The 23,121-nt window shown below is 47.1% G+C and carries 23 protein-coding genes, 6 tRNA genes and 1 rRNA gene; 27 read left to right on the top strand and 3 right to left on the bottom strand.

Annotated features, from left to right (window positions below):
• Positions 1–7 precede the first annotated feature (7 nt).
• The 5 genes from L7D49_RS02290 to L7D49_RS02270 all read left to right on the top strand — a co-directional run bounded on the left by L7D49_RS02290 (position 8) and on the right by L7D49_RS02270 (position 6,358).
• The gene (locus L7D49_RS02290; protein WP_238079201.1) at positions 8–1,381 is read left to right on the top strand and encodes a UDP-N-acetylmuramoyl-tripeptide--D-alanyl-D-alanine ligase; all 1,374 of its coding nucleotides are present in this window, start codon (positions 8–10) and stop codon (positions 1,379–1,381) included.
• Positions 1,378–2,082: an alpha/beta hydrolase gene (locus L7D49_RS02285; protein WP_238079200.1), complete on the top strand. Its 705-nt coding sequence runs from the start codon at positions 1,378–1,380 to the stop codon at positions 2,080–2,082. Before L7D49_RS02290 ends, L7D49_RS02285 begins: the two co-directional genes overlap by 4 nt.
• A 344-nt stretch (positions 2,083–2,426) precedes the next feature.
• Positions 2,427–3,908 carry a degradosome RNA helicase CshA gene (cshA, locus tag L7D49_RS02280; protein ID WP_238079199.1) on the top strand — a complete coding sequence of 494 codons (1,482 nt, stop codon included), beginning with the start codon at positions 2,427–2,429 and terminating at the stop codon, positions 3,906–3,908.
• A gap of 433 nt (positions 3,909–4,341) precedes the next feature.
• Complete coding sequence (locus tag L7D49_RS02275) at positions 4,342–4,821, top strand: PH domain-containing protein (RefSeq protein WP_238079198.1); 480 nt, start codon at positions 4,342–4,344, stop codon at positions 4,819–4,821.
• Complete coding sequence (locus L7D49_RS02270; protein ID WP_238079197.1) at positions 4,814–6,358, top strand: PH domain-containing protein; 1,545 nt, start codon at positions 4,814–4,816, stop codon at positions 6,356–6,358. The genes L7D49_RS02275 and L7D49_RS02270 overlap by 8 nt, the downstream gene beginning before the upstream one ends.
• A gap of 113 nt (positions 6,359–6,471) precedes the next feature.
• On the opposite strand, the gene L7D49_RS02265 is transcribed toward L7D49_RS02270, so the two are convergent.
• The 3 genes from L7D49_RS02265 to L7D49_RS02255 form a co-directional block, all read right to left on the bottom strand.
• Entirely contained in the window at positions 6,472–6,696 is a 225-nt protein-coding gene (locus tag L7D49_RS02265) for a hypothetical protein (RefSeq protein ID WP_238079196.1), read from the bottom strand.
• A gap of 4 nt (positions 6,697–6,700) precedes the next feature.
• Complete coding sequence (locus L7D49_RS02260; RefSeq protein ID WP_238079195.1) at positions 6,701–7,204, bottom strand: hypothetical protein; 504 nt, start codon at positions 7,202–7,204, stop codon at positions 6,701–6,703.
• A gap of 71 nt (positions 7,205–7,275) precedes the next feature.
• Positions 7,276–7,866: a rhomboid family intramembrane serine protease gene (locus L7D49_RS02255; RefSeq protein WP_238079194.1), complete on the bottom strand. Its 591-nt coding sequence runs from the start codon at positions 7,864–7,866 to the stop codon at positions 7,276–7,278.
• A gap of 69 nt (positions 7,867–7,935) precedes the next feature.
• Between L7D49_RS02255 and acpS the strand changes: the two genes are divergently transcribed.
• The 22 genes from acpS to L7D49_RS02145 all read left to right on the top strand — a co-directional run bounded on the left by acpS (position 7,936) and on the right by L7D49_RS02145 (position 23,051).
• On the top strand, positions 7,936–8,289 hold the full coding sequence (gene acpS, locus L7D49_RS02250; RefSeq protein WP_238079193.1) for a holo-ACP synthase: 354 nt from the start codon (positions 7,936–7,938) through the stop codon (positions 8,287–8,289).
• A gap of 119 nt (positions 8,290–8,408) precedes the next feature.
• Positions 8,409–9,416, top strand: coding sequence for a LolA family protein (locus tag L7D49_RS02245; protein WP_238079192.1), 1,008 nt, complete (start codon positions 8,409–8,411; stop codon positions 9,414–9,416).
• A 15-nt stretch (positions 9,417–9,431) separates the two neighbouring features.
• Positions 9,432–10,631: an alanine racemase gene (gene alr / locus L7D49_RS02240; protein ID WP_336246360.1), complete on the top strand. Its 1,200-nt coding sequence runs from the start codon at positions 9,432–9,434 to the stop codon at positions 10,629–10,631.
• A gap of 160 nt (positions 10,632–10,791) precedes the next feature.
• Positions 10,792–11,082, top strand: coding sequence for a transcriptional regulator (locus L7D49_RS02235; protein ID WP_238079191.1), 291 nt, complete (start codon positions 10,792–10,794; stop codon positions 11,080–11,082).
• A 4-nt stretch (positions 11,083–11,086) separates the two neighbouring features.
• On the top strand, positions 11,087–11,437 hold the full coding sequence (locus L7D49_RS02230) for a type II toxin-antitoxin system PemK/MazF family toxin (protein WP_207958896.1): 351 nt from the start codon (positions 11,087–11,089) through the stop codon (positions 11,435–11,437).
• A 524-nt stretch (positions 11,438–11,961) separates the two neighbouring features.
• Positions 11,962–12,792 (top strand): RsbT co-antagonist protein RsbRA, encoded by an 831-nt coding sequence (locus L7D49_RS02225; RefSeq protein ID WP_238079190.1) that lies wholly within the window; start codon positions 11,962–11,964, stop codon positions 12,790–12,792.
• The gene (locus tag L7D49_RS02220; protein WP_184212248.1) at positions 12,789–13,151 is read left to right on the top strand and encodes an STAS domain-containing protein; all 363 of its coding nucleotides are present in this window, start codon (positions 12,789–12,791) and stop codon (positions 13,149–13,151) included. Before L7D49_RS02225 ends, L7D49_RS02220 begins: the two co-directional genes overlap by 4 nt.
• Positions 13,152–13,153: 2 nt before the next feature.
• Complete coding sequence (locus L7D49_RS02215) at positions 13,154–13,555, top strand: anti-sigma regulatory factor (protein ID WP_238079189.1); 402 nt, start codon at positions 13,154–13,156, stop codon at positions 13,553–13,555.
• A gap of 16 nt (positions 13,556–13,571) precedes the next feature.
• A complete protein-coding gene (locus L7D49_RS02210) occupies positions 13,572–14,585 on the top strand; it encodes a PP2C family protein-serine/threonine phosphatase (RefSeq protein ID WP_238079188.1) in 1,014 nt (337 codons plus the stop codon).
• 71 nt (positions 14,586–14,656) lie between these two features.
• On the top strand, positions 14,657–14,998 hold the full coding sequence (locus L7D49_RS02205) for an anti-sigma factor antagonist (protein WP_238079187.1): 342 nt from the start codon (positions 14,657–14,659) through the stop codon (positions 14,996–14,998).
• Complete coding sequence (gene rsbW, locus L7D49_RS02200) at positions 14,985–15,455, top strand: anti-sigma B factor RsbW (protein WP_238079186.1); 471 nt, start codon at positions 14,985–14,987, stop codon at positions 15,453–15,455. The genes L7D49_RS02205 and rsbW overlap by 14 nt, the downstream gene beginning before the upstream one ends.
• Entirely contained in the window at positions 15,430–16,215 is a 786-nt protein-coding gene (gene sigB, locus L7D49_RS02195; protein ID WP_238079185.1) for an RNA polymerase sigma factor SigB, read from the top strand. The genes rsbW and sigB overlap by 26 nt, the downstream gene beginning before the upstream one ends.
• Positions 16,215–16,823, top strand: coding sequence for a PP2C family serine/threonine-protein phosphatase (locus tag L7D49_RS02190; protein WP_238079184.1), 609 nt, complete (start codon positions 16,215–16,217; stop codon positions 16,821–16,823). Before sigB ends, L7D49_RS02190 begins: the two co-directional genes overlap by 1 nt.
• Before the next feature lie 583 nt (positions 16,824–17,406).
• Positions 17,407–19,566 (top strand): Tex family protein, encoded by a 2,160-nt coding sequence (locus L7D49_RS02185; protein ID WP_238079183.1) that lies wholly within the window; start codon positions 17,407–17,409, stop codon positions 19,564–19,566.
• A gap of 11 nt (positions 19,567–19,577) precedes the next feature.
• Positions 19,578–20,039, top strand: coding sequence for a SprT family protein (locus L7D49_RS02180; RefSeq protein WP_238079182.1), 462 nt, complete (start codon positions 19,578–19,580; stop codon positions 20,037–20,039).
• Positions 20,040–20,298: 259 nt separating this feature from the next.
• Positions 20,299–20,370: transfer RNA gene (locus tag L7D49_RS02175), tRNA-Glu, on the top strand.
• Positions 20,371–20,475: 105 nt separating this feature from the next.
• Positions 20,476–20,550, top strand: a tRNA-Gln gene (locus tag L7D49_RS02170).
• A gap of 181 nt (positions 20,551–20,731) precedes the next feature.
• Positions 20,732–20,807, top strand: a tRNA-Lys gene (locus L7D49_RS02165).
• 70 nt (positions 20,808–20,877) lie between these two features.
• Positions 20,878–20,964 (top strand) — tRNA-Leu (locus L7D49_RS02160).
• Between the two features lie 20 nt (positions 20,965–20,984).
• Positions 20,985–21,061, top strand: a tRNA-Arg gene (locus tag L7D49_RS02155).
• Positions 21,062–21,076: 15 nt separating this feature from the next.
• Positions 21,077–21,150: transfer RNA gene (locus L7D49_RS02150), tRNA-Gly, on the top strand.
• A 349-nt stretch (positions 21,151–21,499) separates the two neighbouring features.
• Positions 21,500–23,051: ribosomal RNA gene (locus tag L7D49_RS02145) — 16S ribosomal RNA — on the top strand.
• Positions 23,052–23,121: the final 70 nt, after the last annotated feature.

Raw genomic sequence — 23,121 nt, 5'->3', positions numbered from 1 at the left:
GAATGAATTGAGAAAGCAATTGGCAGATATCGCAAATTGGTTAGGTGCAAAAGGACAGCATATGGAGAATGTCGTTGTAACAGGCGCATCGATCGACACGCGTACGATTTCGGAAGGGGAGCTGTTCATTCCCTTTCGGGGAGAACATGTAAACGGCCACCGATTTGTGCAGCAGGCGATCGAAAAGGGCGCAGCTGCTTCTTTGTGGCTACTCGATGAACCGAATCCGCCCGCTGATATTCCACTTGTTTTTGTTGAGGATGGCGAGCTGGCGCTTCAGCAAATGGCGAGAAGCTACCGCGATGAATTGACGTGCATGGTAATCGGCGTCACTGGTTCGAACGGGAAAACGTCAACGAAAGATTTGATTGCCAGCGTTCTGAGCCCTTATTTCCAAGTACGGAAAACGGAAGGGAACTTCAATAACGAACTGGGACTCCCGATGACACTTCTCTCGCTAGACCCGGAAACCGAAGTCGCTGTGCTCGAGATGGGGATGAGCGGCTTTGGCGAAATCTCTTTCCTTTCTCATTTGGCGAAGCCGCATTACGCGGTCATTACGAATATCGGTGAAGCACATTTGCAAGATCTCGGTTCCCGGGAAGGAATTGCGAAAGCGAAATTTGAAATTATTGACGGGTTCAGTAAGGACGGCATCCTCTTTTATGATGGGGATGAGCCACTTCTCAGAGATCGTGTCGCTCAGGTGGATATCCATACCGTTTCATTCGGGACGGGAAAAGAGGCGGCATTCCGACTTGTTTCGATGGATTCTGGCGACGAAGGAAGCAAGTTCTCGGTGGAAGGTGTCGTGAACGGTGACTTCACGATTCCGGTCTACGGTTCCCATCAAGTGAAAAATGCCCTTGCTGCCATCCTCATCGCTCACGAGCTCGGCCTTACCAACGATCAGATTGCAAAGGCGCTGCGCCAAGCCCGTTTGACAGATATGCGGATGCAGCCGATTTTGCATAGCAGCGGTGCGTTGTTTATTAATGACGCCTACAATGCTGCTCCGACATCAATGCGTGCGGCGATCCGGTTCTTGCAGGAAACTCATTTACGAAATGAAAAATGGATTGTTCTGGGCGATATGCTGGAACTTGGTGATGATGAGCGTCTTTACCATGAATCACTCGCTGACGATCTAGCAACACTAGACGTTAAGGGGATCTGTCTCTTTGGTCCTCGGATGAAGTGGCTGTACGACGTGTTGCAGAAGCAAGGGAAAGAAAATCGACAACTGATATGGTCGGAAACGGACTATGAATCAATTGCGGAACCATTGCGGAAAGTCATGAATGCAAATTCCATCATTCTGTTGAAAGGCTCGAGAGGCATGGAGCTGGAACGGGTTGTGGAAAGTTTGCTGGAACAATGAAAACGGGTGTGCTTGTCATCCATGGATTTACGGGCGGGCCGTTTGAAGTCCGCCCATTCATCCACTATTTGAAGGATCATACGGACTGGAATATTTCCGTTCCGACCTTGCCGGGACACGGCCTTCCCCCGAATTTGCGCGGCATTTCGGCGGAAGCATGGATGATGGAAGCGGAGCTGGCGCTGAAACGACTCCTAAAGGAATCGGATCGCGTCATCCTCGCCGGCTTCTCCATGGGCGGTCTGATCGCTATGTATTTGAGCTTGCGCTACCCTGTGGACAAATTGGTCCTTTTAAGCGCGGCAGCCAAGTACATCAGTCCGAAAGTGATGCTGGCGGATATCGTAAAGATGCTGACTGAATCGGTGACGAAAAAGCACTCGCCGAACACGTTTTATCACTTGTATGACTATAAGCTGGCCAATACACCGCTGCAATCGGCCGTCGAATTTTTGCGGCTGAACCGAATGGTCGTCCCCTATTATCATCAGATCACGACCCCGGTATGCATTGTCCAAGGGAAGAAGGATGAAATCGTCCCATTTGCAACGGGCGAGCATTTGTATCAGTCACTGGGCTCCACCGAAAAGCATCTCATCATTTCGGAGTCAGGCAAACATCATATTTGCTACAGCGATGATTCGGCGGATTGGTTTTCCGAAGTTCTCGCATTCATGCAAAAGGATACAGGCGTTTTCTGATTATTGGTTTTTAAGCGGATTGATTGCGGAACAGCCAATCGCGTGGTAAACTACTATGAGTATTGGATACATTTACATGAGACTCTTCCTGTGTGAAGAGTACTTTTTTTTGAATAAAACGGTTTGCTGCCCTCATCAGGACGCCAAGCCGCTCGGCAAAGACCGGGCTTTCCTTTTCAACGAATGCCTCTGATTTTACTGGAAGTTCGACTTAACTTCCGCCCACTCCAGAGAAACCAAAATATCGGAAACGTTCCCATATCAGTTAAGGCTCGAATTTGCCGCGCTTTCATTTGCAAATGTAACCAATTGCTAAATGAAGAAACTAAAGGAGATTGAGTAGTTTGACAAAATTTTCAGACTTGAACATTAGCGAATCCACGCAGAAATCATTACAGCGCATGGGGTTCGAAGAAGCAACACCGATTCAAGAAGGCACAATCACATTTGGCATGGAAGGACGCGACGTCATCGGCCAGGCCCAAACAGGTACTGGTAAGACTGCTGCTTTTGGTATTCCGATTATCGAGAAAATCGATATGAACGACCCTTCTGTACAGGCTTTGATCATCGCGCCGACACGTGAGCTTGCCATCCAAGTATCCGAAGAGATCTACAAAATCGGCTACGGCAAACGTGCTCGTGTGCTGACAGTGTACGGAGGTCAAGAAATCGGGCGTCAAATTCGCGCTTTACGCAATAATCCACAAATCGTTGTGGGAACTCCGGGACGTATTTTGGACCATATCAACCGCAGAACATTGAAATTGAACAATGTGCAGACACTTGTTCTTGACGAAGCGGATGAAATGTTGAACATGGGCTTCATTGAAGACATCAACACAATTCTTGAGAACGTACCGGCTGAACGCCAGACGCTTCTGTTCTCAGCGACAATGCCTGGACCGATCCGCAAAATCGCAGAAACGTTCATGAAGGATCCGGAAATCGTTAAAATCAAATCAAAAGAAATGACAGTCGAGAACATTGAACAATTTTTCGTGAAATCACAGGAAAGCGAAAAATTTGATATCCTGACACGTCTGTTGAATGTACATCAGCCTGAACTGGCTATCGTATTCGGCCGCACAAAGCGCCGTGTCGATGAACTATCCCACGCACTTAGCATTCGCGGTTACTTGGCGGAAGGGATCCATGGCGACTTGACGCAAGCGAAACGGATGTCCGTTCTTCGCCAATTCAAAGATAATAAAATCGATGTCCTCGTTGCAACTGACGTTGCTGCCCGTGGACTTGATATTTCAGGTGTCACACATGTTTACAACTTTGACATTCCGCAAGATCCTGAAAGCTATGTACACCGAATCGGCCGTACAGGACGCGCAGGAAAAAGCGGTGTTGCTGTCACATTCGTAACACCACGTGAAATGAGTTACCTCCGTGTAGTGGAAGAAACAACGAAAAAGCGGATGACACCATTGCAGCCGCCGACATCTGACGAAGCACTCATCGGCCAACAACGTTTGGCGATGGAGCAATTGACAGAGATCGTTGAGAAAAACCAACTAGGCGACTACAAGCAAATGGCTTCCGAAATGCTAGAGAAATTCGAAGCGCATGACCTTGTCGCAGCTGCGTTGAAATCGTTGACGAAAGAGCCGGACGATACGCCGGTTAAAATTACGGAAGAGCGTCCATTGCCATCCCGCAAAACGCAATCCCGTGACCGTGGCGGCTACAAAGGCAGCCGTGGCGGCGGTCGCTCATTCGGCGGTGGCCGTGGCTATGGCGGCAACCGTCGCAGCGGCAATCGCGAAGGTGGAGGACGTCGCGAACGTTCTTCAAAACCAAGAAACGACAGATAATCAAAGAATGAATCCAGGGAACGTGTAGACGTCCCCTGGATTTTTTGTGTTATCAAGGGATGCGATTTGGAATGGCTAATACCATTAAGAGTGAGTAGTATGGTGAGGAGGGGGCTTATCGGTAAATTCGGGGAGATGACCGGTACCTGTTTCTAAGTGATCGATGACTAACTCTGAGTGACCGATAAAAAAGAGGTTGATCGATAAGTCTTGGGGAATGACCAATAAGTGTTCCGAAGTGATCGATAAAACTGAGGAAGTGACCGATACCTGTTCCAAGTGACCGATAAATCTGTGGCGATGACCTGTAGCATTTTGTTTAATTTAAAATAAGCCATTCACGATCTTCAGGCAATTCGCATGCAGAGGTGAAACGTTTTTTAACTTCAGTCGTATAAGAGGATAAGAAAGAAGGAAAATGAGGTGTTTATTCGTGAGACCGCAACCGGCAAATCAAATATCGAGAAAAGGCCTGAAGGTGTGGAGGCTGTATGGTATTATCCAGACCAGTATTCTGACGCTGTTGGCAATTGGTTTCGGTGTACTGGTATACATAAATGATTGGTATTCGTGGATATATGTCGCTGCAGCGGCAGTGGTCATTGTCGATTCCTATATCTCCATTTATTTGATTCCCAAAATCAGATGGATGCGGTGGAGGTACGAAGTCAGGGAGTCTGAAATTGAGTTGCAGCATGGCTTGTTTATTGTGAAACGGACACTAATTCCTATGGTGCGCGTGCAACATGTCGACACGTCGCAAGGCCCGATTTTGAAGAAATACGGACTCGCTGTCATTACCATATCAACGGCTGCGACCAATCATTCAATTCCGGCGCTTGAGATGGGAGAAGCGGACGAATTGAGAAATCGGATTTCGGTTCTGGCAAGGGTGGCGGAAGACGATGTCTGAACAACGATATCGATTGCATTGGGTTACTGCGATTATCGAAACGCTAAAAGCGGCGAAAGAAGCGATCCTCCCGCTTATCGTCCTGCTATTTGCGAATGGACGCAGAGATTGGAATACTGGCCTTTGGTACATCGATTATTTATCATTCCTCATTTTAGGCGGTCTGATTATTCTATTGTCAGTCAGTGGACTTATCAAGTGGCTGCGATTTCAATATTGGTTTGAAGACGATGAATTGCGAATCGAATCAGGCTTGTTCGTACGGAAAAAGCGATACATTCCATTTGAGCGGATTCAAAGCCTTGATTACACGGAAGGGATTTTTCATCGTCCGTTTAAACTGGTGAAAGTGAATGTGGAAACAGCCGGCAGCTCCTCCTTGAAAAAGTCGGAGGGAGAATTGACCGCCATCACGAAAGAGGCGGCTCGGCAAATCGAACAGCATATGGCGGAGGCGAAGCGGAAACGCAAGCAGCCGATTGCTGATGATCTTTTGAATGAAGAATCGTTTCATGAGGAAACGGTGGAGACGGTAAAAGAAAAAGCACATAAAGTATTTGCCCTTACCTCGAAGGATTTGTTCATCCTGGCGACCACTTCGGGAGGAATAGGTGTCATCTTGTCTGGTGTAGCTATTTTCCTTTCGCAATTTGGGGATCTTATTCCATACGAATGGATTTTTGATGAATTCGCTTCGTTCGTAAAATTTGGCGTTCTCATTGTCGGGCTTGTCGTATTTGCCGGTCTCGTCGGTGTATGGCTTCTTTCGGTCATCATGACGTTCTTCTCCTACTATGGGTTTACCGTATCATTAGAGGAGGATGATATTGTCATCACGAGGGGCTTGCTTGAAAAAAAGAGAGTGACCGTGCCGCTAAAACGGGTGCAAAGTATCAGTGTTATTCAGAATCCGTTGCGCCAGCCATTCGGTTATGCTTCGGTTTCCATCCATAGTGCGGGTGGGGGAGTCGGTGATGGAGCAAAAATCAACCTGTTCCCTCTAGTAAAGAAAAAAGATGTACAGGAGAGATTGGAAGCCATTTTTCCAAACTATCATTTTGAGGAACCGACAACCAAACTCCCAAAGCGTGGAAAAGCATTTTTCTACCGAATTGATTTCCTTTGGATGCTGCCGGTAATCGGAGCATTGACGTACTTCTTTTTCCCTTACGGTCTGCTGTCGTTGCTTATCATTCCGGTCATTATCGCATTTGGTCTCTGGCAATATCGATCAGGAGCATACGCCATCTATGATAGCCAACTAACGATGCGTTTTCGCGGCATCAGCCTGCAAACCGCCTACATGACAAAAAGAAGAATTCAATCATTGGAAATGAAACAAAGCTACTTCAACAAACGGAAACAGGTTGCTACTATCGTGGCCAGTGCCAAATCCGGCATGGGGCAGCACCGCGGCATCATTCACTTTATGGAAGAAGCGGAAGCGGAACGCATATTAAGCTGGTATGAAAAGCGCTTGGCGCACAAGGCTGCGCCGCTGCTCCACTTTACGGACGAAACGTTGGAAGGCGAATAAAAAACGAAGACACGGCCCGGATCGTATCGGGCCGTTATTTTTGTAGATGTAGATGTGACAGGAGGTTCTACGACACAACATGGGAACATTGTAAGATGAACTTTACGAATTCTTCATCTGTCTGCGCCATTTTGTAAACCGCCAACCCCTGTATCTGTTTGCGAACCGCTCGTATATACTCGGGAACCACTCGTATAATGCAGCGACCGCTCGTATATGCCTGCGAACCACTCGAATAAGTCAGCGACCGCTCGTATATGCTTGCGAACCACTCGTAAAGTGCGGCAACCGCTCGTAAATGCTTGCGAACCATTCGAATAAGTCAGCAACTGAGTCAAGTCCTTAATCCAGCGACTGCTCGTATATACTCGGGAACGTAAATGTTCGCGAACCACTCGTATAATGCAGCAACCGCTCGTAAATGTTCGCGAACCACTCGAATAAGTCAGCAACCGCTCGTAAATGCTTGCGAACCACTCGTATAATGCAGCAACTGCTCGTAAATGCTCGCGAACCACTCGTATAATGCAGCGACCGCTCGTATATGCTCGCGAACCACTCGTAAAGTGCAGCAACCGCTCGTAAATGTTCGCGAACCACTCGTAAAGTGCGGCAACCGCTCGTAAATGCTTGCGAACCACTCGTATAAGTCAGCGACCGCTCGTATATACGCGGGAACCACTCGAATATTGCAGCGACCGCTCGTAAATGCTCGCGAACCACTCGTAAAATGCAGCAACCGCTCGTAAATGTTCGCGAACCACTCGAATAAGTCCGCAACCGCTCGTATACACTCGGGAGCCACTCGTGAAGTGCAGCAACCGCTCGTATATGCCTGCGAACCACTCGTATCCTCCTCGGAGCACTCCCCCACAAACAAAAAAACCACCTGCCTGTATGCAGCAAGTGGCGGATGGTTATCGCCAGCGGACGATTCGCTTCGGATGGAAGTAGCCGAGTCCGATGATGAAGCCGACGATGAGGCCGGTGAGATGGCCGATGATGTCGATGTTTGGTTGGACGAAGGTCATGACGACACTGATAATGATCATTGGCAAAATGATCTGGCGTAATTGGGGCAGGACGTTTTTTGTATAATAGACAAGCGCGCCGAATGCACCCAGGATGCCGAAAATTGCGCCGCTCGCTCCGACGTGGGAATAGTCGAGATCTTGCAGAAAGAACGCTGCAATGTTGCCGAAAATGCCAGATAGTAAATAAATGGTGATGAAACGGGCTTTGCCTGCGATGCGTTCCAGTTCGGGACCAAAAATGAACAACGAGAACATATTGAAAAGCAAATGCATAAGTCCGCCATGAAGGAACATCGGTGTAACGAGGCGCCACCATTCTCCTGCTGCGATTCCGTAATTGAATCCGATGCCGAGGAGATACAGTCGGCCATTGAAAGACGTTACAATATAGATAACGATATTCAAAGCAATTAAAAACGAAACGACCGGATATAATCGAATATATTGAGAAAAATTTTCTCTGCGTATGAACATGATTTCACCTCAATCTTAGGATTCATTATACCGTTTGTCATTACATATTGAAAAGGGGAGAGACTCTGGATGATTACTGGTATCGGTCTGGATATAGTAGAGCTTGCCCGAATTGCGGATGCGGATGTGCGATCGGCTAAGTTTCGGGAGCGTGTGTTGACGAAGCGGGAGCTTGCGAGGTACAGCGAGCTGCGAGGCAACCGGCGCATTGAATTTTTGGCCGGTCGGTTTGCTGCAAAGGAGGCGTATGCCAAAGCGAATGGAACGGGCATTGGACACATGTGCGGCTTTCAAGATATTGAAATTCTTTCGGAGCCGGGCGGAAAGCCGGTGATTTATTTTCAAGGACACCTGGCTGACGGCTTTGTTTCCATCACCCATACGAAAACAGTGGCCGCGGCCCAAGTCATTTTGCAAGGTTAACCTAAACGCCCGTGCAGCTTTTTTTCATCAAAATAAAAATGAATGAGCCAAGCTCGCATAATTGTTCGTCCACCCTCATAAGATGACCTACCTGATTGAAATGAGAAAGGATGAACAGTATGCGCACCCGTATAGTTGCTTTAATGTTGGTTATGGTCATGGTTCTTCTCGCAGCATGTGGATCTCCCTCAAAAGAAGATGTTATGAAGAAGCTCAGCGGAAAATGGAATGACTCGAAGGGGTATGAGTTGCAGGCGACAATGGAAATTAAAACAGGTGCGGAGCCGCGGTTGTATGATGTAACGGTTTGGCATACAAAGCCTGATTTCTACAAGGTCAGTGTCACGCAAGGCGGAACACAGGATTCCCAGATGATTGTTCGCAATGAAGAAGGAGTCTTCGTTGTCACGCCATCTCTTGGAAAAACGTATAAATTCCAAAGTGATTGGCCGACGCAGAATAGTATGGGGTATTTGATCGGCTCCCTCTCCGATGATATTAAAGCGGATAAGGAAGCAAAAATGACAGAAAAGGATAAGACTTATGTTTTTGAGACGGCGACACGGAACAATCACAAAAAAGTGTTGCCGACCCAGGAAATTCATATTGATAAAAAGACACTGCTGCCAAAACATGTCTCCGTCCTGGATGCCAATAAAGAAGAAAAGATTCGTATTACGTTCTCCAAAATTACACTAGGCATCGAGCATCGCCCGTCAGATTTCGCAGTGGATAAGGAAGACAAGGGAACTGAAAAACCGAAAGCTGATGAAAGTACAGATCAAAAAGATCAGCAAACGTACTACCCGAACTTGAATTGGGAAGATACAACACTGTTGAGTGAACAAACTGCGGCGACTGACGATGGAACTCGATTCTTCTTGACGTATGGCGGTGGCAAGAGAGAGTTTGTTGTTGTCCAGGAACCTGCCAAAGCACCTGATAATCAAATGCCTGTCTCCATCGAAGGAGATCCGGTCGATTTAGGATTCGCAGTGGCAGCATTGACTGAAACATCCATTCGCTGGGAGCAGAACGGGGTTGCCTTCTTCGTCGCATCCAACACATTGTCGAAAGAAGAACTTATTGAAGTGGCTTCCTCTATGGCGGCAGATAATGTAAAATAAAGGAATACCCATAATGTGTTCTGCTACACTGAAATTGATTTGACGAGACAGCGGCGCAACGGGGATAATGGTTTCAAACAATACAACAAAAGAGGGATCATCGTGAAGGAAGCCAATTATCGCCCAACCGTAGCCGCTGTCAAACTTGAAGCGATTAAACGGAATGTGCAGAATTTGAAAGCGTATTTAAAAAATAACACCGAGGTCATAGCCGTCGTGAAAGCTGACGGCTATGGCCATGGTGAGGTTGAAACGGCTCGTGCCGCTATTGAGGCGGGGGCAATCATGGTGGCGGTTGCAACGCCTGATGAAGCAGTGCGCCTCCGGGACGGGGGAATCCGTGCAGATATTCTAGTCATGGGGCCATCTCCTGCAGCGTTCGCTGCCAAGGCGCTGGATGATAATATTACGGTCACAGTTTCTGATGCGGGCTGGATTGCGCAGGCTGCAGAAATTCTACAAGGAAATCAGAACAAGCTGAAAATCCACATTAAGGTGGATAGCGGAATGGGCCGAATTGGCCTGCGAAGCAAAGAAGAGCTCCAAGCTCTTCTCGAAGAAGTGGAGAGAAGTGGGCAATTCGAAATTGATGGCATCTTCACCCATTTTGCTTGCGCGGACGAACCGGATTCTTGTAGGACAGAAGAGCAGTTTGAGACGTTCATGGCCATTGTTGGGGCGATGCCGATCAAGCCAAGACTCGTTCATGCTTCTAATAGTGCAGCCACTTTGCTGTACCCGGATTTCGCACTTGATGCTGTCCGGTTTGGCATCAGTTTGTACGGAGTGGCTCCGTCCCCGTACACCAGCACGAAACTTCCATTCCAACTGGAACGGGCTATGTCGATTGAAACGGAACTAGCCTATGTGAAGATGTTGCCAAAAGGAAACCGGATCAGTTATGGTGGTACGTACGAGACTTCCGAAGATGAATGGATCGGCACGATTCCGGTTGGTTATGCGGATGGTCTGCGCCGTGGCCTGCGGGGTCAGGAAGTATTGATTCAAGGTGAACGCATGCCGATTGTCGGCACAATTTGCATGGATCAGTGTATGGTCAGATTGCCGCGTGAGCTCCCGGTTGGTGAAAAAGTGACTCTCATCGGCAGGCAGGGGGAAGAAGAAATCCTGTTTGAGGATTGGGCAGAAGCGCTTGGCACCATTCCTTATGAGATTATGGTTTCGATTTCCAAGCGGGTACCGAGAATATATTGAGACGGAAATGGGTATGATCATTTTATACGTACTTTCGACAAACTCCACTTCATTATGAAGATTCTTGTCAATAAAATACCTTCTATGTCTTCTCATTGTCGAAGTTCAATGGTAAGATGAAGTAGAATAGAATCGATCGAGGGAACGGGGTCTGTCGGAGGTGCTAGTATTGCGAGAGAAAAAGAACATCAAGGAAGTAATCGTGAAAATTCCTAAAAAGATGTTAAACGAAATTGAACATACGGTCGTCCATCAGGAGCCGGAGCGTGAAGAATTCGTATATGTTTCGACAAAACGCTACGTTACCGATTACGAAGCGGAGACGATCCGCGAAGTGATGATGAAAGGGTACGTTGAAATGTCGCAAATCAACTTGAAAATTGCAAAAGAATGCTTGCATGCAGAGCTCGAGGCCCAGCATACGATGGAACGTCTCGTTAGCGGAGGATGAAAATTTGGCGATAAAACGTGGAGACGTCTTTTTTGCAGACCTGTCGCCTGTCGTTGGTTCCGAACAGGGCGGTACGAGACCGGTTCTAGTCATTCAAAATGATATAGGCAACCGGTTCAGTCCGACGGTGATTGTTGCGGCAATCACTGCGCAAATTCAAAAAGCAAAATTGCCGACACATGTTGAAATCGATGCAGAACGGTATGGATTCGAGCGGGATTCGGTCATCCTGCTCGAACAAGTTCGCACAATCGACAAGTCTAGGCTCACAGACAAAATCACCCACTTGGATGAGCAATTGATGGAAAGAGTGGATGAAGCACTCGAAGTCAGCTTCGGGTTGATCAAATTTTAGCATACATAATCAAAATGGCATTATTGGACTTTGCCGTAGAAGGTCCACTAATGCCATTTTATTTTTTTACAACAAATTGGTATGCTTAGTAAGAGCGGGCCGTCACCTACATAGAATCGACACGATGTCGAAAACAGAAATTCAATTTGCCCCCGCTTTATCGGCTCAAATTGGATTATTTTTAATTTATTTGCGTAAAAGATGTTTCATTCGCCAATTTTCGTTACAATGGTTATAGGAAATGAATGAATCTGCGCATGTGTAAGAAATACCTGCTCGATTTAAATTGGAATAAGGAGCAACAGATATAGTAGCCCCGGCTGGAAACAAACAGAAAACCAGCGGCTGGATCGGCTATCATTCTGTAAAGAGCCAATTTGATTGCGATGTTCGCATGAATGGCACCTTAATGGCCCGTAATCATGGGCTTGTAAGGAGCTTATTTGGTTTTCTTGAAATAAGTACGTAATGGGCAGCAATGCTTGAAATACCACGATATTTGACGAGGAGGCATATAGGGAGTCATGAACAAACTCATGGTAGAAAGTATTAATGAACACATGGACGAAATCATCGAGCGCTGGATCGCTAGGATGAAAGAGGAGAAAGGAGAACGCTTTTTCCACTTCATGCCTGACCATCTTGTGGAAAAGACAAGCCGAGAATTCGCCGAATTGATGACCTCCAATATCATGGAAACGAACTCCATTGATAGTAATAAACTGAATGACTTCACAGAGAAGGTCGTCCGGTTTGGCTGGTCGATCAAATTTGTCAATAAGGCAATTGACAATTTCTCTTTTGTTGTTTTTGGTTTATTGGAAGACAAAGGTATTATTAATACAGGTAATTTACGCCGTTTTCTCGAGACATTCACGATATGGATCAGCCCGCTTCGGGAAAGCATCATTGATGCCTATTCTACTGAGTGGGAACGGACTGTGAGCTTGCAAAAAATTGCATTGCAAGAATTGTCAGCTTCCCTCATTCCAGTATTCGACAAAATATCGGTTATGCCGCTCGTCGGTACCATCGATACGGAACGGGCTAAATTGATTATGGAAAACCTATTAGAAGGGGTCGTAAGCCAACGCGCTGAAGTTGTCCTTCTCGATATAACAGGCGTCCCAGTCGTCGACACGATGGTGGCCCATCATATCATACAAGCGGCGGACGCGGTTCGGCTGGTAGGAGCAAAGTGCATGCTTGTCGGCATTCGTCCGGAAATTGCTCAAACGATTGTAGCCTTGGGGATTAACTTACATGATTTCACAACGAAGAGTACGTTGCAAAAAGGAATGCAGGCTGCATTGGCAATGACAAACCGAGAAATTGTGGAGGTGCATGGGGAATGAAAACCCGAATTCCAATATTAAAGTTGAATGACGTTCTCATCGTGTCGATCCAATGGGAATTAGATGATCAGACAGCGATTCAATTCCAAGAAGATTTGCTCACGAAGATGCATGAAACGTCAGCGCTAGGAGTAGTCATCGACTTGACACCGATTGACTTCATCGATTCATTCATTGCAAAAGTGCTGGGCGACGTGATCAATATGACAGGTCTGATGGGAGCAAAAGTTGTGATAACTGGAATCCAACCCGCTGTTGCCATTACATTGATTGAACTAGGAATCCGTATGGAAAATGTCATGACAGCACTTGACTTGGAAAACGGGTTGGATAAACTTTATAAAGAATTGGAGGCCTGACCATGAGTTATCGGTCTTCTGTAGATATATACACGGAGTGGGATATTGTTGCTGCACGGCAAATGGGCCGGAATGAAGCAAAAAAGACCGGTTTCGGCACTGTTGACCAGGCCCGTATTACGACAGCAATCAGTGAGCTGGCTAGGAATATTTATCTGTACGCTGGCAAAGGTAAAATTGAAATTGAGAGAATTAGTGAAGATGGTTCTTTTGGAATTAAAATCATCGCCTCGGATGAAGGACCGGGCATCAGCGATCTTCGAAAGGTAATGGAAGACGGCTATTCCACTTCAGGGGGATTAGGCGCAGGCATGCCAGGCGTTAAGAGGTTGATGGACGATTTCAAGGTTGTTTCTGAACCGGGCGTCGGTACAACTATTACCGCAAAGAAATGGCTCCATTAAGATAGGAGGATGAAGGATGCCTCGGGAAGTCGGTCGGCAGTACAAAGAAATATTAAAGAAATATATCGACAGTCAAAGTGAAGAGGATTTATACGTCGGGCAGCAATTCAGCAGGCGGTTCATCGAGAAGCAAATAGCGCCGGAAGATGTTATAAGTATCCACAAATCAGCACTGCTTGAACTGCTGCCGGACTTACGAGAAGAAGTATGGGATTCCATGGACTTCCTTATTGAGATGATGATTCATTACGGGCTCACGTTGCGAGAGCATCAGAGCCTCATCCGTAAACAGGAAGTCATGCAGATGGAAATGAATGTCGCAACGCAAGTGCAGGGTACGCTGTTGAAGACGACGACACCGAATGTAAAGGGACTGGACGTTGGCTGGGTCTCTCAACCTGCCCACCAGATGAACGGCGATTATGTCTACTTCCTCAATGAAAATCAGCATGTCGCTAGTGTTGCGGTTGCGGACGTGATGGGCAAAGGGATCCCTGCTGCCCTTTGTATGTCTATGATCAAATTCGGGATGGACGGGCTGGAACAAGGGGATACCGATCCGCGAGCGGTACTCGATGTCATTAACCGGATCGTAGAAAAAAGCGTGGACAACTCCATGTTTATCTCTATGTTCTATGGAAAATATGATGCCCGTTCATCGACATTCTCCTATTCATCCGCAGGCCATGAACCGGCACTTTATTATCATGCTGCAAGTGGAACGTTCAAGGAACTGGATGCAAAAGGATTGCTCCTTGGAATTAAAACAGATGTTGTGTATGAAGAACATGCTGTGGAAATGCAAGAGGGCGACTTTATTGCGATGATGACAGACGGAGTGACTGAAACACGTACGGAGGAAGGGTTCATCGAAATCGGTGAAATCCAACAACTGCTGAAAGATGTAAGGGACCAATCCGCCCAAAAGATGGCGGAACACCTGTACAACGAACTTGCCGGTCTTCAGGACTATCGATTAGGCGATGATTTTACCATCGTCATTTTTAAAAAAGATCCAGAAGAGGTTTAAGGTATCTGCAGATTGGGTATTTACATAGTTAGTACTATATGTTGCAGAAATTAAAGATTCGGGGTGCGAAAATGAACTTACAAGTTGAATTGTTGGAACAAGATAGTATTCAATATTTTAAAGTCATAGGAGAGATTGATGCGTTTACTGCGCCGATACTCCGTGAACGTTTGGCAACCGTGGAAGGAACACCGAACCTGCAGGCGGAATTGGATCTGTCTGATGTGGATTATATGGATAGTACCGGACTCGGTGTATTTGTCGGATTCTATAAAGCTGTTAAAGCAAATGGCGGCCATGTGAAAATCACAGGGTTGAATCGACGCTTGAGCCGGCTGTTTGAGATAACAGGCCTGAGTGAAATCATTGACATCGAGAAGAAGGAAAGTGAGGATCACGATGCAACCATATGATTATATCGAAATTAAGATACCTGCGAAGGCGCAATACGTCGGCGTTGCCCGGTTAATGATTTCCGGGATTGCAAGCCGTCTAGGATTTACATATGACGACATCGAAGATTTAAAGATTGCGTCCAGCGAAGCAATTACGAATGCAGTACAGCATGCTTATCAGGATGAAGAAGGAGAGGTTGTCGTCGGATGTGCTCTTTTCGAAGATCGGCTGGAAATCATGATTGCAGATCATGGCGGAAGCTTTGATTTCGAAGAGACGAAGAAGCACATCGGGCCATACGACGAATCCGCCGAAGTCGAGTTTTTACGAGAAGGCGGTTTGGGCCTTTACTTGATGGAAACGCTCATGGATGAAGTAAAATTACATCATGAGGAGGGCGTGACTGTCTTTATGACTAAATATCTCGGCGGAGAGCGGGGCGAAGAAGATGTCAAACGAACAGCCAGCTCATAAGCCGGATACGAAGGAACAAGTATTGGAATGGATCCGGAATTTCCAGGATAACAATGACGAAGAGGCGCAAACAAATCTAGTATTGCACTACGAACGTCTCGTCCATTCCATTGCTCGTAAATATTCCAACGGCAAACCGTATCATGAAGATATTGTCCAAGTCGGCATGCTCGGCCTCCTTGGGGCCATTCGCCGATATGACCCTGAACTTGGTCGCAGCTTCGAAGCATTTGCAGTTCCGACCATCGTAGGGGAAATCAAGCGGTTCCTCCGCGACAAGACATGGGCCGTCCATGTCCCTCGTCGAATCAAGGAACTCGGACCGAAAATCAAAGCCGCAGCAGAAGCGTTGACAACCGAGTTGCAACGATCGCCGCTCGTCAGTGAAATTGCAGACTACTTGGAAACGGACGAGGAACTTGTGTTGGAAGCGATGGAAATGGGGAGAAGCTATCAAGCGCTTTCGATGGATCATACGCTCGAAGCGGATTCAGAAGGCGGAACCGTCACCCTGTTCGATATAATTGGAGAACCGGACGAAGAATTTGAAAAGACGGATCATCGTCTAGTCGTCGCAAACGCACTGAATGTCTTGTCAGAGCGGGAAAAGCAGATCATCCAGTATACATATATCGAACAACTTAGCCAAAAAGAGGCGGGTGAACGGCTCGGCATTTCCCAAATGCACGTATCAAGGTTGCAGCGAAAAGCGATCAAAAAACTTCAGGAAGCAATATTATCAGCTGGTGGTGCTTCATAGTGGAAACCTTTAAGAACGAATATGTGGAAGCCTATATTTATAATTCGGCCAAGCATGGCAATACCGAATCGGGAGATACCTACTTCATCCATTCGGAAGAGGATTATTTCATCTGTGCTATTGCGGACGGGCTCGGCAATGGTGTCGTTGCCCGCCAATCGGCCGCTGTGATTCCCCGTGTGCTGGAGCAATATCACCATGAATCCCTGGATGAATTGCTGAACCGTTGCAATGAATACATGGTGCAAAAACGCGGGGCGGCAGTCGCAATTGTGAAAGTGTATTTTAGAGAATGTACAATCGAATATAGTTGCGTAGGCAATGTTCGATTGTATATTTTACATAACGGCCAAAAGATGATCTACCCGTTGCCGGTAATGGGTTACCTATCCGGACGACCGCAAAAGATGAAAACCCAAAAATACGAATACCAGAATGGCGACATGTTCTTCCTTCATTCGGACGGCATCGTCATGAAAAGCCCAAAAGCCAGCATGCAGGAAAGCGTCAATGCCTACGAACTGTATGAACGAGTAAGAAAAGCAACAGACGGTATCGGCGATGACGCCACTTTCATCGCCGGCGACCTGCTTCGCTCCGATTGCTGAACAGGAGTATTAATAGAAGATAATGAACTGCAGAAACGGTAATCCCGGTTCTGCAGTTTTTTGTTGTTTTGGAGCAAAGTGGTACTTTATTGCAAGAGCTTCGTTTGATGTTTGTTGCAGTGCTCGTAAGTAGCAGAAGAGTGCTCGTATATCTCAAGAAGTGCTCGTAAGCAGTGGAAGAGTGCTCGTATAGTCTAGGAAGTACGCGTAAGTAGCAAAAGAGTGCTCGTATAATCTAGGAAGTACCCGTAAGTAGTAGAAGAGTGCTCGTATAATCTAGGAAGTACTCGTAAGTAATAGAAGAGTGCTCGTATATTCTAGAAACTGCTTGTTAGTTAGTAGAAGAACATGCGAGAAAGTGGTTTCAAACCTCTCGGATATTTTATCTTCCATCCACCAGGTAAACTGGGTTTCTCTTAACCGGTGATGCAAAGCCTTTAACTCCCTCTATCTTCCCAATGTCCCATACGGATAACTCCGCTTCCTCTAATCTCAATCAATGGAAGGTAATCACAAAAGCAATGGCGAACTAAGCAGGGATAAACTGATTCTGGTATCATTTATGTAGGAAAGGGTGATTGACATGTCAACTGCAATTATCGAGAAGGCGGCCAAGCGTGCGGGAATTAACTCACGGCAGACGGCCAGTGTCATAGAATTATTGGAATCTGGAAATACAGTTCCCTTCATTGCACGCTACCGAAAAGAAGCGACCGGTTCGTTGGATGAAGTTCAAATTAAAACAATAGAAGAAGCCTATCATTATGAAAAGAGCTTGGAACAACGTAAAGAAGAAGTTATCCGGTTGATCGAGGAACAAGGCAAGTTAACGGACGACTTGAAAAATGACATTGAGAAAGCGACTGTTTTGCAGCGTGTGGAAGATTTGTATCGGCCATACAAACAAAAACGTCGGACGCGGGCGATGGTGGCGATTGAAAAAGGGCTAGAACCATTGGCGGATGCTTTGCTTGCGTTTTCATCGGAGGTTCCTGAGAAATTAGCAGCGCCGTATATTGACGTTGAAAAAGAAATTCCGACCGCTGAGGAAGCGCTCGCGGGAGCCAGAGATATTATCGCAGAGCGAATTGCGGATGATGCGGCCCTTCGTGATAAAGTGAGGAAGCTCGCTTGGTCGGATGGAAGCATGACATCCGTGTTAAAGAAAGATGCTGACGATGAACGAGGCGTGTACAGTATTTATTACGAATACGAAGAACCGTTGAAGAAGATAGTCCCTCACCGGGTGCTCGCGTTGAATCGTGGGGAGAAGGAAGAATTGCTGCGTGTTTCTGTGTCGTTTCCGGCTGAACGGATCATTGGAGAGTTGGAAAAAGCGCGCATTCAAAAGAGTCACTCGCCTGCAGCGGCTCAAGTGAAATTGGCGATTGAGGATGCTTTTAAACGGCTGATCGCTCCTTCTGTAGAAAGGGAGATTCGAGCATCACTAACGGAAAAAGCGGAAGCACAAGCCATTCATGTGTTTTCGGAGAATTTGAAGAGCCTTTTGCTTCAGCCGCCACTAAAAGGAAGAATCGTCCTCGGGGTGGACCCAGCGTTTCGAACCGGATGTAAACTTGCGGTTGTCAATGAAACCGGAAAGGTGCTCGAAATATCCGTCGTCTATCCACATCCGCCGAAGCCGAAAAAAGAGGAATCCAAGCGGACGATACTTGAATTGATTAAAAAATACGGGGTTACGATCATTGCGATCGGCAATGGTACGGCCTCAAGGGAGACCGAACACTTTATTGCGGAATGTATTAAGGAAGCCGCCACTCCCGTTTCCTATGTAATTGTGAACGAAGCCGGAGCCAGTGTCTATTCGGCGTCTGCCCAGGCGAGGGAAGAGTTCCCGGATTTACAAGTCGAGCAGAGAAGTGCGGTATCAATAGCAAGAAGACTGCAAGATCCACTATCGGAGCTAGTGAAGATTGATCCGGAATCCATTGGGGTTGGACAGTACCAGCACGATGTTGCTAGGAAGAAACTTTCCGAGTCCTTATCGTTTGTTGTCGAAACAGCCGTGAACCGCGTTGGTGTCAATGTGAATACAGCCTCTCCTTCGCTTTTGCAATATGTAGCGGGATTATCAAAATCCGTTGCTGAAAATATCGTCAAAAAGCGGGAAGAGGAAGGCGGCTTTACAAAGCGATCCCAGTTGAAAAAAGTGCCGAGACTTGGGGCGAAGACGTATGAGCAGGCAATTGGATTCCTTCGAATTCCGGAAGCGGCCGATCGTTTTGATTCGACCGGCATTCACCCGGAAAGCTATGACCTGGCGAAATTAATATTAGAGGAAGCAGGAATCAGCAAGGACAAACTCGGTCAAATAGAAGCAGTAGAAGCTCTTTCTTCACTGTTACTATCGCAGTTGGCGGAAAAATTGCAAGTTGGCGAAGTGACATTAAAAGACGTGGTGGAAACATTACAACGGCCGAATCGTGATCCGCGTGAAGATTATCCGCAGCCGCTTCTCAAGGCGGATGTGCTGGATATCGACGATCTCCATGAAGGACTTGAAATGCAGGGGACCGTTCGAAATGTCGTCGATTTTGGTGCTTTTGTTGATATTGGGGTATCCGAAGATGGACTTGTTCATATATCCAAACTGCGAAAAGGATTTGTCAAACATCCATTAGATGTAGTTGCTTCGGGCGATATTGTAACGGTATGGGTAGAATCGGTTGATAAAGCAAAGGGTAGAATAGCGCTGACCATGCTGCCGCCAGCAGGGAAATAACGGAGAGACGGATGAACGAAAATGAATTACAGAGACTCATCGAAGACGTGTCGAGCGAAGTATTCAATAAACCATTCACCCATGCGGCTTCATTCAATAGAAGACTGAGAACAACAGGCGGGCGTTATAAGTTGTCTGACAGCTCGATCGAAATCAACCCTGTTGTATTGCAGAAGTATGGCGTAGAAGAATTGATCGGTGTGATTAAACATGAGCTATGCCATTATCATTTGCATAGAGAAGGAAAGGGATACAAACACGGCGACAAGGACTTCAAAAAGCTATTGGCTGAAACGGGATCTCCTCGCTATTGCAAACAGCTTGAAGAAATAAAACCCAAAAAGACAGTTCAACACATATATAGATGTACTTCATGTCAACTCGAATATAAGCGTAAACGAAAGATGGATACCCGAAAATACCGCTGCGGAAAATGTAGGGGAGAAATCGAATACATTAAGAAGATGGAGTAACCAAGCTCAGCTGGACCAAGACATTCAGGTCCGGCTTTTTGGTTCGTTTCTCATGAATAGTCATGTAGCCATGTCTTCATTGCTGTATAATCCACCTGTTTCACACGCACAAAAAGCGATAGAATAGGCTTTCACTAGGGTTTCGAAAAAAAGTTACTTAAAAGTGTTGACGAATGACTCAAGTGTATCTATAATAGAAAAAGTCGATTGGGAAACAAACTAAAAGACAAAAAAGGCAACAGCCTTTCATTACAAATATGGCCCCTTGGTCAAGCGGTTAAGACACCGCCCTTTCACGGCGGTAACACGGGTTCGAATCCCGTAGGGGTCACTTTATTTTTTAAAAAAGCACTTGCAATTGATGAGTGGATAATGTATAATTACTCCTTGTTGTTGCAACATAGTAGAGCTGGCAAGTTGCTCGGCATATCATTTATGGGGTATAGCCAAGCGGTAAGGCAACGGACTTTGACTCCGTCATTCGTTGGTTCGAATCCAGCTACCCCAGCCAATTTTTCAAACGTAAAACGTTTGAAAAATTTGCGAGAAATACCGTAAGGTATTTGGAGCAAATACTTAACTGTAACGAGAAATACCGAGAGGTATTTGGAGTAAACCTTAAATAAAACGAGAATTACCGAAGCTTAAGTTGAAAAACACATAAGCAATCGTACCTTAACAACATCCTATACGAGCCATTAGCTCAGTCGGTAGAGCATCTGACTTTTAATCAGAGGGTCGCAGGTTCGAATCCTGCATGGCTCACCATTCTCTTAAAAAAGTTGTTGACTTTTGGAGTGAAAGTTGTATAATAAAACTTGCTTCAGAAAAACAATATGCGGTAGTGGCGGAATGGCAGACGCGCTAGGTTGAGGGCCTAGTGGGGGTTAACCCCGTGGAGGTTCAAGTCCTCTTTACCGCACCAATACTTTCTATAAAAATAATGCGCCCGTAGCTCAATTGGATAGAGCGTCTGACTACGGATCAGAAGGTTATGGGTTCGACTCCTGTCGGGCGCGCCATTTACATTTTAATATGCGGGTGTAGTTTAGTGGTAAAACCCCAGCCTTCCAAGCTGGTGATGAGGGTTCGATTCCCTTCACCCGCTCCACTAATTAATTTTAAATAATGCTTGACTTAACAAAAGACAAGTGTTAAACTAGAAAAGTTGCTGCGAACAAGCAACAAACATGAACCTTGAAAACTGAACAGCAAAACGTCAACAATAAAGTCTGAACCCGACATCGTCGGGAAGAGGACAAACACGAATCTCTGGATTTGAAATTGACATCTTAATTGATGCCAGCAAGAAACTCGAGCTATTCGAATTTCTCATACTGGTGATCGAGGCATGGTGGAGTGCTAGGAAGCGAAGGAGTGAGAGAGGGAGCGTACTCAGGTACGTGACCGACCGAACGACTGAAGCTGACAACGCAATACACCGTGCATCGGTCGCCAGATTTATGGAGAGTTTGATCCTGGCTCAGGACGAACGCTGGCGGCGTGCCTAATACATGCAAGTCGAGCGGACAGATGGGAGCTTGCTCCCTGAAGTTAGCGGCGGACGGGTGAGTAACACGTGGGCAACCTGCCCTGCAGATGGGGATAACTCCGGGAAACCGGGGCTAATACCGAATAATCAGTTCCTCCGCATGGAGGAACTCTGAAAGACGGTTTCGGCTGTCACTGCAGGATGGGCCCGCGGCGCATTAGCTAGTTGGTGGGGTAACGGCCTACCAAGGCGACGATGCGTAGCCGACCTGAGAGGGTGATCGGCCACACTGGGACTGAGACACGGCCCAGACTCCTACGGGAGGCAGCAGTAGGGAATCTTCCACAATGGACGAAAGTCTGATGGAGCAACGCCGCGTGAGCGAAGAAGGTTTTCGGATCGTAAAGCTCTGTTGCGAGGGAAGAACACGTACGAGAGTAACTGCTCGTACCTTGACGGTACCTCGTCAGAAAGCCACGGCTAACTACGTGCCAGCAGCCGCGGTAATACGTAGGTGGCAAGCGTTGTCCGGAATTATTGGGCGTAAAGCGCGCGCAGGCGGTCCTTTAAGTCTGATGTGAAAGCCCACGGCTCAACCGTGGAGGGTCATTGGAAACTGGAGGACTTGAGTGCAGAAGAGGAAAGCGGAATTCCACGTGTAGCGGTGAAATGCGTAGAGATGTGGAGGAACACCAGTGGCGAAGGCGGCTTTCTGGTCTGTAACTGACGCTGAGGCGCGAAAGCGTGGGGAGCAAACAGGATTAGATACCCTGGTAGTCCACGCCGTAAACGATGAGTGCTAAGTGTTAGGGGGTTTCCGCCCCTTAGTGCTGCAGCTAACGCATTAAGCACTCCGCCTGGGGAGTACGGCCGCAAGGCTGAAACTCAAAGGAATTGACGGGGACCCGCACAAGCGGTGGAGCATGTGGTTTAATTCGAAGCAACGCGAAGAACCTTACCAGGTCTTGACATCCCGCTGACCGGCATGGAGACATGTCTTTCCCTTCGGGGACAGCGGTGACAGGTGGTGCATGGTTGTCGTCAGCTCGTGTCGTGAGATGTTGGGTTAAGTCCCGCAACGAGCGCAACCCTTGATCTTAGTTGCCAGCATTCAGTTGGGCACTCTAAGGTGACTGCCGGTGACAAACCGGAGGAAGGTGGGGATGACGTCAAATCATCATGCCCCTTATGACCTGGGCTACACACGTGCTACAATGGACGGTACAAAGGGCTGCGAACCCGCGAGGGGGAGCCAATCCCATAAAACCGTTCCCAGTTCGGATTGCAGGCTGCAACTCGCCTGCATGAAGCCGGAATCGCTAGTAATCGTGGATCAGCATGCCACGGTGAATACGTTCCCGGGTCTTGTACACACCGCCCGTCACACCACGAGAGTTTGTAACACCCGAAGTCGGTGGGGTAACCCTTACGGGAGCCAGCCGCCGAAGGTGGGACAGATGATTGGGGTGAAGTCGTAACAAGGTAGCCGTATCGGAAGGTGCGGCTGGATCACCTCCTTTCTAAGGATAATTACGGAATATGAACCTCCGGTTCATACGTTGACGTTTTGCGTTCAGTTTTGAAGGTTCA

It is taken from the genome of Sporosarcina cyprini, from assembly GCF_022048975.1.
GTDB classification, from domain to species: domain Bacteria; phylum Bacillota; class Bacilli; order Bacillales_A; family Planococcaceae; genus Sporosarcina; species Sporosarcina cyprini.
Note: the sequence above shows the minus strand (reverse complement) of the source record. Positions and strands in the feature narration are given on the sequence as shown.